The organism is Sphingomonas sp. Leaf22, assembly GCF_001421715.1.
Lineage (GTDB): Bacteria > Pseudomonadota > Alphaproteobacteria > Sphingomonadales > Sphingomonadaceae > Sphingomonas.
Genome location: NZ_LMKP01000023.1, coordinates 1 through 15,746, shown reverse-complemented (window position 1 = coordinate 15,746; position 15,746 = coordinate 1). Strand labels below are relative to the sequence as shown.

Annotated in this window: 13 protein-coding genes and 1 pseudogene; all 14 read left to right on the top strand. The window is 62.9% G+C overall.

What is annotated here, in order from left to right:
- The first annotated feature begins 157 nt into the window (after positions 1 to 157).
- Positions 158 to 598 (top strand): Csu type fimbrial protein, encoded by a 441-nt coding sequence (locus ASE70_RS19235; RefSeq protein WP_082450981.1) that lies wholly within the window; start codon positions 158 to 160, stop codon positions 596 to 598.
- A gap of 9 nt (positions 599 to 607) precedes the next feature.
- Positions 608 to 1,360 (top strand): fimbrial biogenesis chaperone, encoded by a 753-nt coding sequence (locus ASE70_RS10880; RefSeq protein ID WP_162235970.1) that lies wholly within the window; start codon positions 608 to 610, stop codon positions 1,358 to 1,360.
- 10 nt (positions 1,361 to 1,370) lie between these two features.
- A complete protein-coding gene (locus ASE70_RS10875) occupies positions 1,371 to 3,623 on the top strand; it encodes a fimbria/pilus outer membrane usher protein (RefSeq protein ID WP_056504675.1) in 2,253 nt (750 codons plus the stop codon).
- Complete coding sequence (locus ASE70_RS21090; protein ID WP_082450979.1) at positions 3,532 to 4,092, top strand: Csu type fimbrial protein; 561 nt, start codon at positions 3,532 to 3,534, stop codon at positions 4,090 to 4,092. Before ASE70_RS10875 ends, ASE70_RS21090 begins: the two co-directional genes overlap by 92 nt.
- A 776-nt stretch (positions 4,093 to 4,868) precedes the next feature.
- A complete protein-coding gene (locus ASE70_RS10870; RefSeq protein ID WP_056504672.1) occupies positions 4,869 to 5,348 on the top strand; it encodes a carboxylesterase family protein in 480 nt (159 codons plus the stop codon).
- A gap of 32 nt (positions 5,349 to 5,380) precedes the next feature.
- The gene (locus ASE70_RS10865) at positions 5,381 to 6,412 is read left to right on the top strand and encodes an LLM class flavin-dependent oxidoreductase (protein WP_200925631.1); all 1,032 of its coding nucleotides are present in this window, start codon (positions 5,381 to 5,383) and stop codon (positions 6,410 to 6,412) included.
- A gap of 241 nt (positions 6,413 to 6,653) precedes the next feature.
- Positions 6,654 to 7,646: a glycosyl hydrolase gene (locus tag ASE70_RS10860; RefSeq protein ID WP_200925626.1), complete on the top strand. Its 993-nt coding sequence runs from the start codon at positions 6,654 to 6,656 to the stop codon at positions 7,644 to 7,646.
- Positions 7,647 to 8,019: 373 nt separating this feature from the next.
- The gene (locus tag ASE70_RS10855) at positions 8,020 to 8,763 is read left to right on the top strand and encodes a response regulator (RefSeq protein WP_156356179.1); all 744 of its coding nucleotides are present in this window, start codon (positions 8,020 to 8,022) and stop codon (positions 8,761 to 8,763) included.
- Positions 8,764 to 8,792: 29 nt separating this feature from the next.
- Positions 8,793 to 10,019: an ATP-binding protein gene (locus ASE70_RS10850; RefSeq protein ID WP_056504663.1), complete on the top strand. Its 1,227-nt coding sequence runs from the start codon at positions 8,793 to 8,795 to the stop codon at positions 10,017 to 10,019.
- A gap of 96 nt (positions 10,020 to 10,115) precedes the next feature.
- Positions 10,116 to 11,030, top strand: coding sequence for a dioxygenase family protein (locus ASE70_RS10845; protein WP_056504659.1), 915 nt, complete (start codon positions 10,116 to 10,118; stop codon positions 11,028 to 11,030).
- 133 nt (positions 11,031 to 11,163) lie between these two features.
- A pseudogene (locus ASE70_RS20700) lies at positions 11,164 to 11,291 on the top strand (integrase); the annotation flags it as partial.
- Between the two features lie 517 nt (positions 11,292 to 11,808).
- Complete coding sequence (locus ASE70_RS10840) at positions 11,809 to 12,429, top strand: OB-fold-containig protein (protein WP_056504657.1); 621 nt, start codon at positions 11,809 to 11,811, stop codon at positions 12,427 to 12,429.
- A gap of 23 nt (positions 12,430 to 12,452) precedes the next feature.
- Positions 12,453 to 14,198, top strand: a complete 1,746-nt coding sequence (locus ASE70_RS10835; RefSeq protein ID WP_082450977.1) for a flotillin family protein — start codon at positions 12,453 to 12,455, stop codon at positions 14,196 to 14,198.
- Positions 14,199 to 14,568: 370 nt separating this feature from the next.
- A protein-coding gene (locus ASE70_RS10825; RefSeq protein ID WP_156356189.1) for an IS3 family transposase occupies positions 14,569 to 15,716 on the top strand; the annotation gives its coding sequence in 2 pieces (ribosomal slippage) (positions 14,569 to 14,830 and positions 14,830 to 15,716; 1,149 coding nt in all).
- Positions 15,717 to 15,746: the final 30 nt, after the last annotated feature.

The following is a 15,746-nucleotide window of genomic DNA, read 5'->3' as shown; positions in this document are numbered from 1 at the left end:
AATAAGTTTTGACGAGACAATTTGTATAGTTCATCGAAATACATCGTTAATACCGCTATGGCACTGTTCAGACACGGAGATTCGACACGGAGTATATCAATTGCGAAACGTTTTTTGCGCAGTTGCGCTTTCGACTTGCTTGGTGGCTGGTGCACCCATGGCGTTTGCACAGACAGCAAGCGGCGTGCTCACCGTTGAGGTCACGGTTGTATCGACCTGTGCTGTTGGCAGTGGGACGCTTGCTTTCGGAACAGTTGATCCGGCGGCAGGTACCACTACACCGACGCGGGTCAACGTCAACGTGACCTGTACGCAGGGCACTCCGTTCTCGGTTGGTCTGAGCGATGGTGCGAATGCCTCTGGCACGCAACGCCGCATGAAGGGTGCCAACCAGGCGCAGTATCTTGCTTACAATCTGTTCCAGGACGGTGCCGGTACGCAGCGCTTTGGCAATAGCGTCACGGCACAGCGTCTTATCGGTCAGACCGGTCTTGGCGCGACCGCCAACTCGATCCCGGTATATGGCTCGATCGTCGCCGGTCAGAGCGCGCCGGCAGACGTGTATTCGGACACCGTTCCGATCACGGTCTATTACTAGGGCCTGATCGTGAAAGCGGCTTTAGTCTCGTCGGCGTTGGTCTGGCTCGGCCTCGCGCTTTCGTCCGCACCAGTATCGCCGGTACTGGCGCAGACCGCGGGTAGCGCTGCCCAGGGGGGCGGCCTGTCGGTCGCGCCGGTGCAGCTGACGTTGGCCGAAGGGACGCGGAGTACTTCTACGATCGTCAGCAATCCGGGCAATGGTCCGGTGACGGTTCAGGTTCGGCTCTTCAGCTGGACGATGGCAGATGACGAAGAAGTCTACACCCCCGCCACGGATGCCGGGTTTAGTCCGCCGCTGTTCCGTCTTGAGGCAGGCGGCGCGCAGGCTGTCCGTGTCGTCGCCAAGGCACCCGCGGGTCCGGTTGAGCGAAGCTATCGGTTGGTCATCGACCAGTTGCCGCTGGCGGGTGCGCCAGGACAGCTGCAGCTTCCCGTGCGCATGATCCTCCCGGTATTCATCGCACCGGCCGCAGGAGTTGCTCGGTCCCAACAGCTGGAATGGAACGCACGCCAAGACTCAAAGACGAACCAGGTCACGATTAGCGTCAGGAACCGCGGACCGGTGCATGCCAAGTTCGTCGAACTCGCGGTGCACGACGGCGGGAAATCGGTGGTGATTGCGCCGGGTCTCGCGGGCTACGCCCTTGCCGGACAGGAGCGGTCGTGGACCTATACGCCGACCACGCCTACCAAAACTCTGGCGCTCACGGTCCAGGAAAGCGGCAAGCTCTTACGTGCATCCGTTCTGCTGACGCAGTGATGATAGCGTCATGGCCGGACTTCTGCTTGCGCTCGGCCTCCTGGCCGTTTCGCCCGGATCATTGGCACCTGCGGTTCCTCTCGTCGTCACCGAACAACCCGCAGCCAGCGAAACCTACGCGCAGGCATGGGTCAACGGCGTCGATACCGGCAGCGTCATTGAGCTGTTCGGGAGTGAAGACGATCTGGCAGCGAGTGCCAGCGACCTGAAAATGCTCGGAATCGATGCGGTAGCAGGCGACGGCCCGGTCCGCCTCCGTAGCATTGCCGGCCTCGCCTACCACCTCGATCAGGCCACGCAGATCCTCAAAATCGAGGTTGCGCCTTCAGCGATGGGTCGAAGCGAGATAGCCGTTACCTCGGCGCAGACCGATGCCGTATTCCCGGCATGGGGCGGCTTGTTCAACTACTCGGCATATGGCGATGATACCGGCAATATCGGCGCAACCGGCGAGCTTCGGCTATTCGGCCCTTTCGGTACAGTTTCGAGCGGCGTGCTCGTCAATCGTAATCGGGAGCGTCGCGCGTTGGACGTCCGACGTCTGGAAACGCGGTATGTGTTCGAAAATCCCGGATCGACCCAGCGGCTGACGATCGGTGATTTCATCGGCCCGGACGGTTCGGCCAATGGCGCTATTCGCGCAGCGGGCGTCCAGCTTGCGACGGACTTCACATTGCAGCCCGACCTCGTCACGATGCCGCTGCCGCAACTTACCGGTGGTAACGGCGTGCCATCGACGGTGGACCTGTACGTAAACGGCGTTCGTCGACTGACACAGGACGTGAAGGCAGGCCAGTTTGCCGTCTCCGGCGTGCCGATGGTCGACGGTGCCGGGCAGGTCTCGCTGCTGGTCCGCGACGCGCTGGGCCGCGAGAGTGTTCAGCAGCTATCCTTTTACAGCTCGCGTCAATTGCTGCGACCCGGGTTGACGGCCATGTCGGCCCAGGTCGGTCTGCTACGGCGCAATGCCTTCGCCCCCGGCGATCGATATGGTGCCGGCTTCGCCTCCGGCACCCTTCGCCACGGCATCAGCGACAGGCTCACCGCAGAGGGGCGGCTCGCCGTGGCGGGAACGGTACAGGTTGCCGGTACTAGCCTGACCTCGAAGCTGAGCGAGTTCGGCATCATGATGATTAGCAGCGACATCTCGCATTCGAACGGCGCAACGGGCGCGGACGCGACCATTTCGCTGCGGCGCGACGATCCGCGCATGTCTGCGTTCGTTGTCGCGCAGAAGCGCTTCGGGAAGTTCGAGACGCTGGCGAACCAACGGTTCGTCGGTGACGACTGGACGCTTCAGGCCGGCGGCGCATGGCGTTCACCCATTCTTGGCGGGCTGTCGCTTTCCGCTACAGTGCTGCATTCGCGGCGTTCGAATACCCGCATCATCGCGGCAAGCTGGTCGCGTCCCATCGGCGATCGATTGTCCGCCTTCATCAACGTTGTCGAAACCCGGGCGCGGCAGTCCGGTCTGTTGGCGGCGGTTGGCCTTACCTTACCCCTATCGAACCGCTCGTCGGCGGTTGTCCAGGCATCCCACAACATCCAGGGCTTATCGGGACAAGCGAGCTGGGCGCGGTTCGGTGAGGTTGATCAAGGCACCGACTTGCGCACTACCCTCTCGATGACGCCTGATCGCGCCACCTCCCTCGGCGGCGGCCTGACCTTTCGGGGGCGCTCAGGCGAGATTGGTGGCGACGTCCAGATTGATCGTCACCGCGCTGCCGGTCGGGTGTTCGCTTCGGGCGCGGCGTTGTGGGTCGGTGGACGGCCCGAACTGGCGACCGCTGTCGGGCAGAGTTTCGTCGTCGTACAGACCGGCCAGCCCGATATTGCCGTCAGCCTCGAGAATCGCCCGGCCGGGCGGACGCGTTCGGATGGCAGCCTCTTCCTGCCCGACCTTCCCGCCAATGCGATCGCGCGGATCGCGCTCGATTATGACGGGATCGATTTCGAGCATGAGGCGGCCAAAGCCGAGGTGCTTGTGCGGACGCGCGGCGCTGGTGGTGCTGTCGTTAGGTTACCGGTTCGTCGCGTGCGCGCTGCGGCCATTCACATCATGCTACCCAACGGACAGCCGGTGCCGATGGGGTCGATCCTAATTCGCACGGGGCATCCCGATGATATGATCGGCTATGACGGGGTTGCCTATCTGACTGATATTGATCAGAATGTTGCTGCCCAGGTGGAGATGGGAGGAGAGCGTTGCGGTATCAGCTTTCAGCAGGGAACCACTGATGCGGTTATTTGCCATCCGCTGTAAGCAGCGGCTCGCAGTAGCGGCGGCTCTACTTGCCTGCTCGCACCCGACCACGGCCGACGCAGTTTCCTGCACGGTTTCTACGATGCCCGTGAGGTTTGGCGTCTACAATCCGCTGCAGACTGCGCCGCTAACGACAACTGGAACAATCAACGTCGCCTGTACGTGTACGGTCGTTGATTGCATCGCATTCGGTTATCGTATCGACGTTTCAGCGGGACAGTCCGGCAACATCGCCCAGCGCGAATTAAGATCCGGCTCGAAGCGCCTCCAATACAATCTGTATTCGGATCCTGGGTTCAGCGGTATCTGGGGTAGCGGAATAGGTGCAACTGGAGGTGTCGGTGTCCTGTACCTGTTGTCCCTTTTTGGATCACGGCAACCAATGACAGTCTATGCTCGACTTCCAGCTCGGCAAACTGCGCAACCCGGTGCCTATTCTGACACGCCGGTGGTAACCATTATTTATTAAATGATGATGGAACCGAAATGGAGGTTCGGCGTATAGCAGCCCGTGAAGGGGGCTGTTTTGCGCATTTTACACCGTTTGATCGCCGGGGGGCTGTTAGCCTATGCTATGCCTGCTTGGGCAGAGACCGCGCCGGGGACGCTAACCGTCAGCGTCGTCGTCATCGATCGGTGTGTCGTTTCGAACGCCGTATCAACCACCGAAGTCGTGAAATGCAGTGCCGTAGCACCGCCTCACAGGGTGACGGATAAGGTAAAGCCGTTTGCTGATACCCGGGAGAAGGTCGGAAGAACCGTCATCTTCTAGGAAGCGATCACGGCGGTAAGTAAACCTTATGCCAGCCAGAATATTTGCTGTGGCAAACCAGCTCATGCCAACACTTTTGCCTAAGGTGACTGCTTTTGAGGTAGTGTCAGCAGGGCAATAGGCATCGGCAGTAAGAAATTCAGGCGTCCGAAGCCAAAACCTATCGACCGACGACCGCCATCAATTCTCCTCAACGCGGCTCCGTCGATAAGCCTGAACTTTGTACCGGCTTCGATTGATCTGCAATTGTGCGAAAGCGGTCGACCTCTCCCTCCGTGATACTGACCCAGTAGCGGTCGTTCCAAGTGCCCTGCCCGCTTCCCAACGCCGGTCGCTCATTAACCTCGGCGTCCGCGGTTCCCAACCGCTCCGCGCCGCTGCCCGGCTAGCTTTATTGGTTCGGCGATCGGGCCGACGAGGTATCGCGCCTGTATCCGGCGAATAACGACCGTGATGCCGCGTTCGCGGCCCGTATGCTCGCGCATGACAGCGGCTTTTCGACGATGATGCGTAGCTGGGCCAGGATGCAGGCGGCACATGGCCGCGCGCCGGTCTATGCCTATGTCTTTGAGCGTCGGCATCCCTACACGCCGGGTGTCGCCTTTTCCGATCTCGATCCAGCGACCGCCGCTGTCAATCATACCGACGACCTGCCCTATTGGCTCGATACCTTCGACAGCCTGAACGGACCTCGCCGTACGCGCAACTGGACTGCCGCAGACTATTTGCTCGGCGGCAGGATGCAGGCGGCGATCGTCGCCTTCGCCGCCACCGGCAACCCGAATACGCCAGCCCTTGGTCTCTCGTGGCCGCGCTACGATCCGAAGGGCGAGAAGATGATCGCTTTCGGCGATGGCGTCCGTCTGCGCGCCTGGCCCAATCGTGCATTGATGGACCGGCTCGCAGCGATCGGCATACCCGACCCCAGAACGGCAAAGGAAGAACGCAAGTGAGCGAACCTTGCGAAATCAGTTGGTTCTCCGCCTTGTGCGACGACGATTACGAATTTCTCGGCGTGCCCGATCCCATGCTGCGGTCCAGTTGGGAGCATTGCCGCGATATCGTGCTGCAGGCCGAAACCGGTGGGTACGATAATATCCTCCTGCCGTCGGGCTATGCGCTAGGCATCGATACGACAGCTTTCGCTGCTGCGATCGCGCCGATGTTGCGCCGCCTTGCGTTGCTGATGGCCGTTCGCATCGGCGAAAGCTGGCCACCACAGCTCGCCCGGCAAATCGCGACGATCGACCGGATGCTGGGCGGCCGGTTGAACATCAACATCATCTCGTCCGACCTCCCGGGCGAAACCCTCCCGTCCGGCCCGCGCTACGCCCGTACCGTCGAGGCGATGCGCATCCTTCGCACGCTGCTGAACGGCGAACCGCTCGATCATGATGGAGCGTTCTGGAAGCTGAAGGTCGATCCGCCGCGCATCACCACCATGTCCGGCCGGGCGCCGTTGCTCTATTTCGGCGGCCTGTCGCCGGACGCGCGTGACGCTGCTGCGCGCGAATGCGACGTATATTTGATGTGGCCTGACACGCGCGACAACGTCGCGGCGATCATCGCTGACCTGACCGAACGTGCCGCCCGTTATGGCCGGACGCTACGCTTCGGCTACCGTGCCCATGTCGTCGTTCGCGAAAGCGAGGCCGAGGCCCGGGCCGTTGCGGACCGGTTGCTCTCGCGACTGGACGTCGCGCAGGGTGCAGCGATACGGGCACGCTCGCTTGACGCACGCTCGGCCGGCGTCGCGGCGCAAACGGCGCTGCGGGAGGGTGCCGGCGGCGACGGCTATGCCGAAGACAATCTATGGACCGGCATCGGTCGTGCGCGGTCTGGATGCGGCGCGGCGATCGTCGGCGATCCGGATCAGGTCCTGGCAAAGCTGCAGATGTACCGTGATCTCGGTATCGACGCCTTTATCCTGTCGGGGTACCCGCATCAGGCCGAAGCGGATCTGTTTGCCCGCCACGTTCTGCCGCGGATCGATCATGCGCCACTTTCCAGGACATAAGCATCCATTTGGCTTCTTGCCGGGTTAGGGCGCATCATGTCCGTACGTGGTGCGCTACGCCCCACATCCAGACATTCGAAGCCGCCTGCCCAGCTTCGGACATCCGTTTATTGCGGTTCGACGAGCGGCCCCGTACTTGCCCGGAAGCGAGCTTTGGGAAATGCCTGCTGAGAGGTGCCCGGATTGACGGGGTCGATAAGTCATTTTGCCGATGATAGCGGATCGCGACGGAGAGAATGGGATGATCTTGAGCAGGCGCGAACTGGTGGTAGGCGGCGTGGCGACGCTGGGGTTTGCCGGGCACGCCGGAGCCGCCGTGCCGAAACGTACCTTGAGCAACCGATCCGCCTCGGCCGAGGCACGATCGCTCTACCGGTATCTGTGGTCGATCTACGGCCGCAAGACGCTCACCGGCCAGCAGGAGTCGCCCGGCAGCGAGCGTGACGAGTTATCGTACATCGAACGGCAGACAGGCAAGCTGCCGGCCGTACTTGGGCTCGATTATATTCACCCGCAGGACAATGCCGGCGTCAACGCACGCGCAGCCGAGTGGCATCGCTCGGGCGGCATCGTCTCGATCTGCTGGCATTGGGGGGCACCGGACATCGGCACGGGGTATGAGAACAGCAAGAAGGATTTCGACGTCGCGCGCGCGCTGACCCTTGGCACGCCGCAGAACCGGGCAATGATGGCTCAGATGAAGGAGATCGGGGCGCTGCTGGCCAAGTTGCGCGACCAGCGCGTTCCCGTGCTGTGGCGTCCGTTCCACGAATTCAGCGGTGACTGGTTCTGGTGGGGCAAGCACGGCCCGGATGCTTTCCGGGCGCTCTGGCAGCTGATGTACGACACGTATACGCGGTCGATGCAGCTCGACAATCTGATCTGGGTGCTGGGCTGGGCTGGGCAGAACGTCGACGCGGCCTATTATCCTGGCCGGGCGTATGTCGACATCGCTGGTGCCGACATTTACGCTGACGACCACGGCGCACTGGCTCCCATGTTCGGTCAGGTGAAGCAGATCGTGCGCGACACCGTGCCCATCTGTCTTCACGAGAATGGTCCGATTCCGAATCCCGCCGGGCTGGGGCCGACGGCGGACTGGCTGTGGTTCCTGACCTGGCATACCCGCTGGCTGAAGGGCGCCGATCAGAACACCGCCGAGCAGCTTCGAAGCTACTATGCGTCGGAACGATACCTCACGAAGGATGAGACAGGCTTCCAAAATCGACGGTAGCCGATGATGCTCCGGATCGTAGAAGCAAGAACCACATAAAGACAAGCGTTTCTGCAACAACGCCATCTGGACGTAAGAATATATCCAGATCGACCGCCTGTCAATAATTCTGATGATTTAACCCAAACTTGTCTATTCGTACTGCCCGTCCGGCTTTCCAGGATCGGACGCTCGTTTAGCTTCTCTCCGAATGGCATTGATTGAACGAAATCCCTGTTAGCTGACCGGGACGGTTAGACTGAACCCAAAGCATATTGCCGATTGGAAAGCAGACCATCCAAGAATCTGCGAAGAACGGCAAATTTTCGTTGTTTGTCGCAATATGTGTCGGTTTGGAGATCTTTCGGCTACCGTACTCTGGTCGATGGAGGACATGCTGCAAACTGCAATGGGAAACGGGCATCTGACCACCGCTCTGCTGATCGTCGACGACGATCCCGGCATCTGCGAGTTGACCGCGGCGTTCCTGCAGGGTCATGGCTATCAAGTCGATACCGCCGCCGATGGCGCGGGCATGCGTGCGGCGATGTCGACACGAACCTACGACCTCATCGTCCTCGACGTCATGATGCCGGGCGAGGATGGACTATCGATCCTGCGGTCGATGGACCGTTCGAAGGGACCGTCGGTTATCATCCAGTCGGTAATCGGGACCGATATCGACCGGATCGTCGGGCTGGAACTGGGGGCGGACGACTATATCGCGAAGCCTGCCAACCCACGCGAGTTGCTGGCGCGGGTGCGGTCCGTACTGCGCCGCGCGGCGGGAAGTGAAACGTCCAGCGCCGCCACTCCGGCGCGCCACTATCACCGGTTCGCCGGATGGCGGCTCGATACCACCGGGCGGCAACTGTTCGATCCGGAAGATGTCGCGATCAACCTGTCCGATGGCGAGTTCCGCCTGTTGCTCGCGCTGATCGAACATCCCCGGCGGGTGTTGAGCCGCGATCAGTTGCTCGACCTGTCGCGCGGCGTGAATGCCGAGCATTTCGACCGCGCGATCGATGTGCAGATGAGCCGGTTGCGGCGCAGGCTCGCTCGCGAGGGTAGCGAGGAGTTGATCCGCACCATCCGCAACGAAGGCTATTTGTTCACCGCCGAAGTCACTCGCGGATGAGTCACCCGCGCCCGGTACCGTCTATCGCGGTGCCCATCTTTCTGCTGGTCATCGCCGCCATCACCGTAGCGACGGCAGTGACGTTCGCGATAACCTTCGCCGGACCGCCGCCCCGCCCCGCCCCGGTAGCGTTGCACGATGCCGTCGCTGCCCTGCGCGGCATGCCGCTGCCCGGCGCTGGGGAGGCCGATCTGATCGTATCGACCGGCAGCGCGCCGATCCCGCGCGACGGCGAAGGACCCGATCCCGATCGCGACGCACGATTGCAGCGGATGATCGGGGGCGGCGAACTGCGGGGCTATTATGCCGAACCGGAGCGTGGGGGCAGCGAAGCATTGCGGGGCGGCTTCACCTTGGGTTGGCACGACGGCAAGCGCTGGCGCGTCGTGCGAAGCGCACCCGATCGGCTGTTCCGGCACTGGCTGTCGGTGACACTCGGCGGGATGGCAGCGGCAATGCTGGGCATGGCGATGATCGCGTGGTGGATCATACGCGCGATCGCCCGGCCACTACGCGATCTGGCACAGGGCGCGCGAGCGGCCCGACCGGGCATCGCTCCACCACCGGTCGATGGCCCGCGCGAAGTCCGGCTGTTGAGCGCGGAACTCACGGCAATGCACGAGCGGCTTGCCGGCCATGCCGACAACCGCACCGCTATGCTGGCCGCAATAGCGCACGATTTGGGTACTCCTTTGTCGCGCATCGCCTATTGGATCGAACAACTTCCCGAAACCGCCCGGCTACGCGCCGTCGCCGATATCGAGGAAATGCGCGCGATGCTGGGCGATGTGCTCCGCTTCGCCCGCGACGAACGCCATGCCGGCTATGTCACTGTCGATCTGGGCAGCGTTCTTGACGCGCTCGTCGACGATCTGGCCGGCGCGGGTGTTCCGGTGACCACCGATGATGGCCCGCGCGTGCTGGTGCGCGGCGATCCGGCAGGCCTGCGGCGCCTTTTTGCCAATCTGGTCGAGAATGCGGTGCGCTACGGTCACGCAGGGCATGTCGACTGGCAGGTCGACGAGCATGCGGTGACGGTCCGCATCGACGATCATGGGCCAGGGTTCGATCCGGCGTTGGGCGACCGGCTGTTCGAACCGTTCGTGCGCGGCGATCCGTCGCGCAATCGTGCGACCGGCGGCACCGGGCTCGGCCTGGCGATCGTCCGGTCGCTGACCGAAGCCCATGGCGGGCGCGTTATCCTTGGCCATGGCGAGCGTGGCGGGCGGGTCGAAGTCGTGCTGCCGCGCGTCTGAACCGGATTGCAACAGGCTGCAACATCACCGTGACCCGGTGTAATATTGCGGAGCGGTTCGGGGTTCAGGGCATGGGCACGAACAAGGAGACGCCCCGTGCCACAGCACCACACGATCGAAGACCATGACCTGGGCCTTGCCCACGACCTGAAGGTGATCGCCGCGATCACGGATCGCCGCCGCGCGCTGCGCCTCTTCGCCGGCGCGGGCACCGCAGCACTTCTGACCGGATGCGGCAGCGATTCAAGCGGGAGCAGCAGCGGCACCGTTGCGACCACCGCTACCGCAACGCCCACGCCGACGGCCACGCCAACCCCCACCGCTACCGCCACCACGACCCTGACAACCGGTGCCTGCCTCGTCGATCCGACCGAAACCGGCGGCCCCTATCCGGCGGACGGTACCAATACGTCGAACGGATCGACCTCGAACGTGCTGACTGCAAGCGGCGTCGTCCGCAGTGACATTCGGTCGAGCTTTCTGAACGGATCGACAACTACGGCGTCGGGGGTCGCGCTCAAGCTGACGCTGACCGTTGCCAACGTGAACGCCGCCTGTGCGCCCCTCGCCGGCTATCTGGTGTATCTATGGCATTGCGATGCGCAGGGCCGCTATTCGCTGTACGACGTGGCCGGCGAGAGCTGGCTGCGCGGGGCGCTGGTCACCGATGCCAATGGGCAGGTGACCTTCACCACCATCTTTCCCGGCTGCTATGCCGGTCGTTTCCCGCACATGCATTTCGAAATATTCTCGAGCGCGGCGGTGGCGACCAGCGGGCGGTTTGCGTCGCTCACCTCGCAGCTCGCGATGCCAACGGCGGCATGCAGCGCGATCTATAGCGGCTCGGCACTCTACAGCAGCAGCGTCGCAAACTATTCGCGCGTGTCGACCGCTAACGACAATGTCTTCGGCGACAATACTGCCGCGCAGATCGCGCAACAGACGCCTGCACTGACCGGATCGGTTACTGAAGGCTATGTTGGCACAGCGATCATCGGATTGGCACGCTGACTCAAACTTAACATCGGGCAGCGCCGTTGCGGTCGTCGGTATCGGACGATTGCGAGTGTGTCCGAATGATGAGGCGTTCGCCACGTTTCCAACCTGCGGACGCGCTGCGATCGATTACGTTATTGGCACCGACTACAAGGCGACCGGTAATCTGCGCGCCGTTCAGATTTTCCTCGGTCACGCAAAGATCGATAGCACCGTGCGCTATCTAGGCGTCGATGTAGAGAACGCTTTGGAATTGCCGAACGAACGGAGGTCTGAGCAGACCCACATGCGGTCACTCGGACTTCGCTTGTCTCTCCTCAGCTTCGGACGATCATTCATCTCGAACCATGGTAGGGTTGACGTGGCAGGCTTCGCTATCGGGAGCGCGCGGCTCCGGCACCTCTGGCCTTCCGGCCGATTCGCGGGAGAATGCCCAGCAGGCCAGTTGTTGCCGGGATCGATGATGCCGCTCGATCATGTGCAACTCGTGCAATCGTCGAGACATCTTGTTGCAGCCGATCGCTTCGCACGCTGTCTGCCGCTCTCCCCGGCGCGCATCGTTCGACGATGCTGACCGCCCCAGGCAACACCGCCCGCGGCTCGACATCGACGAGAAGCCGATAGTGGGAGGCCGACGCTGATCCCCGCAAAACTGGTCGCGTCTCCATCGGTCTTCGTTGCAGCCAAACGATGCTGCGTATAGCCTGCGGTCCGGGGAGCAATATAGCATGGACCGCATCGGCCAAATCGGAATGCCACAGCCGCGCGGCGCGCTATCGCCCGCTCAGCGCTGATGTTCGCGATCTTCCTGACGCCGGCCTATGCGCCGTTCGCAATCGCTTTCGTCGTGATGATCGGGATCGGCCTGATCGAAGCCATTGGGCTGGGCCTAGGCCATCTCGACCTTGACGGCGATTTGGCGATGGACGGCGAGAGTGGCGGCGTACTCGACTGGCTGGGTCTCGGCGGCGAATTGCCGGTGCTGATCTGGCTGACCTCGCTACTCGGGTGCTTCACGCTCGTCGGCATCGCGGTGCAGCAGGTCGCGACCACGTTGCTAGGCATGCCGCTTCATTGGAGCCTTGCGGTCGGCGGCGCGGTGGTAGGCGGCGGCCTGCTCAATATCTTGGCCGCGAACGGCCTCGCGAGGCTGATGCCCGGCTTTGAGACGACGGTGATCTCCAGCACCGACCTGCTTCGCCGCCGGGGCACTATTCTCGAAGGTACGGCCCAGCGCGGCCAGCCCGCCCGTGCGAAGGTCATTGACCATCATGGCCAGGCGCATTTCGTCATGGTCGAGCCGCATCACGACACCGACAGCATCGCGCAGGGCGAAATTGCCCTGCTCGTCCGCCGCGAGGGTGCGCTGTTCTACGCGCTGCCGGATACCGACGCGCTGCTTCACGCCATCTGACACTATAACGGGGGAGGCCATCCATGCCTGCATCGCTTCTGAATATCCTGATCTACGCCGGCATCGTCCTGATCGCGTTCGTCGTGATCGGCATCATCCTGACCCGGCTGTACCGCCGCGCGACCAAGGACGTGGCGCTGATCCGTACCGGTTTCGGCGGCGAGAAGGTGGTACTGAACGGCGGCATCATGGTCATTCCCGTGCTCCACGAACTCATGCAGGTCCGCTTGACCACGGTGAAGCTGGAGGTCTCGCGCCTTAACAAGGACGCGCTGATCACGCTCGACAAGCTGCGCGTCGACGTCGTCGGCCTGTTCCATATCAAGGTGAAGCCCGACGCCGAATCGATCGCCGCCGCCGCACAGACGCTGGGGGACTCGGTCAACAGCCCCGATGCGGTGAAGTCGCTGCTCGACGGCAAGCTCGTGTCCGCGCTGCGTTCGGTCGCGGCCACGATGACGATGGAGCATCTCCACGCCAACCGGGCCGACTTCATCCAGAAGGTTCAGGAGGCGCTGATGACCGACCTCGACATGAACGGCTTTCAGCTGGAATCGGTCAGCATTACGCATTTCGACCAGACCGCGTTCGAGCATTTCAACGAGAACAACGCCTTCGATGCCGAGGGTCTGACGGTGCTCACCCGCACGATCGAAGAGCGCAAGAAGATCCGCAACGACATCGTCGCGACCAACCGCGTCGAGATCGAACAGCGCAACCTGGAGGCGAACAACCAGTCGCTCGAAATCGCACAGGCCGCGGAACAGGCGCGGCTGACACAGGAACAGACGCTGTCCGCCCGCCGCGCCGAACAGGCAACCGCCATCGCCACCGCGGCGGCCGAACAGACCCGCCTCGCCGAGATCGCGCGCATCACCGCCACCCAGGCGCAGACGGTTGCGCAGACCGAGGCCGACAAGATCATCCAGACCGCCACCATCGCACGCGACGGCGCGATCCAGACCGCGACGATCGAGCGCGACCGTACGATCGAGATCGCGCGCATCACGACGGCGGTACAGACCGCGCAGAAATCCGAGGAGGAATCGACCGCGACGGCCGCCGCCAACGAAGCGCGCGCACTCGCCGTACGGGCCGAGGAAAGCGTCGCGACCGCCAAGGCGACCGAGATCGCCAACCGCAACAAGAACGTCGCCGTCATCGCCGCCACCCAGCGCGCGCAGGAGGAAGCGGTGCAGATCACCGTCGCCGCCACCGCCGAAAAGGAAGCCGCCGAAGCCCGGGCGAGCGCGCTGCGCACCGAAGCCACCGCCGAGGCCGATGCCGAAAAGGCCCGCGCCGAGGGCCGCGAGGCGGCGTTCAAGGTCGATGCCGCCGGTCAGGCTTCGCTCAACGAAGCCACCAACCTGCTGAGCGACAGCCAGACCGCGCTGCTCATCCGCAGGGCGATGCTCGACGCCCTGCCCGCGATCATCGCAGCCGCCAGCAAGCCCATGGAGAATATCGACAAGATCAGCATTCTCGACGCCCGTGGCCTGCACGGCGACGCCCCGGGAGCGGAGTCGTCCGGCGGCGGCCAGACGAACCTCGCCGATGCCGCTGTTGCCGCCGCAATGCGCTACCGCGTCGGCGGTCCGCTGATCGACGGGCTGATGGCCGAACTCGGTATGACCGGCGGGTCGCTCAACGGCATGTTGGCGGGAAGCGGATCGGACAGTGCGCGCGCCAATGGTGCCGCCGTGCAGTCACAACGCAAGCAACCGGCCGCACTTAACGGTGGCAACACAAAAGGCGATGCCACCGCGTGACGGTGCTGACTGACAGGGAGCTATGCTTCGAGCGAGACGGGCACAGTGCTTCCGCTGAGCAATCGACGACGGGGCGTGCATCGCGATCGAAGCGGCGCTTACCGAAGTGTTGGCCAACAAGGCCGACGTCGGGATCGGATCGGCGTTACTACGATGGAGGCTTATTCGACCCGCTTGCGGTCGTTCAGCGATCGCTGGTGTCCTCTCAGTGAGCTGCTGCCGGTTTCGTGGACACCGAGATAAGGTGTTTTTCGGAACCGGAGGATGGAGATGCAACGACGGAAGTTCAGCCGCGAGTTCAAGCTCGACTGAGCTGCTGCCGGTTTCGTGGACACCGAGATAAGGTGTTTTTCGGAACCGGAGGATGGAGATGCAACGACGGAAGTTCAGCCGCGAGTTCAAGCTCGAGGCGGTGAAGCTGGTTCGGGAACGCGGGGTGTCGGTATCGCAGGCGGCCCGCGATCTGGACCTGCATGAGAACGTGCTGCGCAAGTGGGTTCGCGAGCAGGCGGCCGATCCGGGATCAGCGTTTCCCGGGCACGGCGTGATGAAGCCGGAGCAGCAGGAGATTGAGCGGCTGCGCCGCGAGCTTGCCAGGATGAAGGCGGAGCGCGACATCTTAAAAAAAGCGGCGGCCTACTTCGCCAGGGACTCGATATGAGGTTCGAGTTCATCGCGAAGCACCGAGGGATCTGGCCGGTGTCGTGGATCTGCGAAGCGCTCGGTGTTTCGCGCAGCGGCTTTCATGCATGGCTGGTTCGGGCGCCCAGTACCCGTGCCCGGAACGATGAGGAGTTCGGGGCCAGGGTCCGGGCCAGCTTCATCTCCAGCTATAGGACGTACGGTGCACGCCGCGTCTGGCACGACCTTCTGGCCGAAGGCCTCTCATGTGGCTTGCATCGTGTCGAGCGGCTGATGCGTGTTCATGGCCTGAAGGCTCGACCCCGGCGTCGTGGTCTGCCGAAGGACGACGGTCTGCGGTCCATCATCGCCGGCAACCTCCTCGACCGCCAGTTCACGGCCGAGGCGCCAAACCAGAAGTGGATCGCCGACTTCACCTACATCTGGACCGCGGAAGGGTGGCTATACGTCGCCGTCGTCATCGACCTGTTCTCGCGCCGGGTGGTCGGCTGGTCGATGAGCGACACCATGGCAGCCCAGCTCGTCACCGACGCGCTGATGATGGCGATCTGGCGGCGCGGGAAGCCCGACGCTCTGCTGCACCACTCGGACCAGGGCAGCCAATATACGAGCGAGAAGTTCCAACGGCTGATGGCCGACAACGGCGTGACCTGCTCGATGAGCCGGTCGGGCAACGTCTGGGACAACGCGGCGATGGAGAGCTTCTTCTCCTCGCTGAAGACCGAGCGGGTCGGACGTAAGACCTACCGCACGCGCAATCACGCAAAGGCAGACGTGTTCGACTACATCGAGCGCTTCTACAATCCAACGCGACGCCACTCGACCCTGGGTTATCTCAGCCCCATGGACTTCGAGCGGCAGGCGCAGGTAGCTTAACCTCGTGTCTACCAGACCGGCAGCAGCTCA

Coding starts and splice junctions, on each gene's coding strand:
- ASE70_RS19235 (WP_082450981.1), top strand. CDS start 158: ATGGCGTTTGCACAGACAGCAAGCGGCGTGCTCACCGTTGAGGTCACG.
- ASE70_RS10875 (WP_056504675.1), top strand. CDS start 1,371: ATGGCCGGACTTCTGCTTGCGCTCGGCCTCCTGGCCGTTTCGCCCGGA.
- ASE70_RS21090 (WP_082450979.1), top strand. CDS start 3,532: ATGTTGCTGCCCAGGTGGAGATGGGAGGAGAGCGTTGCGGTATCAGCT.
- ASE70_RS10870 (WP_056504672.1), top strand. CDS start 4,869: ATGCTCGCGCATGACAGCGGCTTTTCGACGATGATGCGTAGCTGGGCC.
- ASE70_RS10860 (WP_200925626.1), top strand. CDS start 6,654: ATGATCTTGAGCAGGCGCGAACTGGTGGTAGGCGGCGTGGCGACGCTG.
- ASE70_RS10855 (WP_156356179.1), top strand. CDS start 8,020: ATGCTGCAAACTGCAATGGGAAACGGGCATCTGACCACCGCTCTGCTG.
- ASE70_RS10840 (WP_056504657.1), top strand. CDS start 11,809: ATGTTCGCGATCTTCCTGACGCCGGCCTATGCGCCGTTCGCAATCGCT.
- ASE70_RS10835 (WP_082450977.1), top strand. CDS start 12,453: ATGCCTGCATCGCTTCTGAATATCCTGATCTACGCCGGCATCGTCCTG.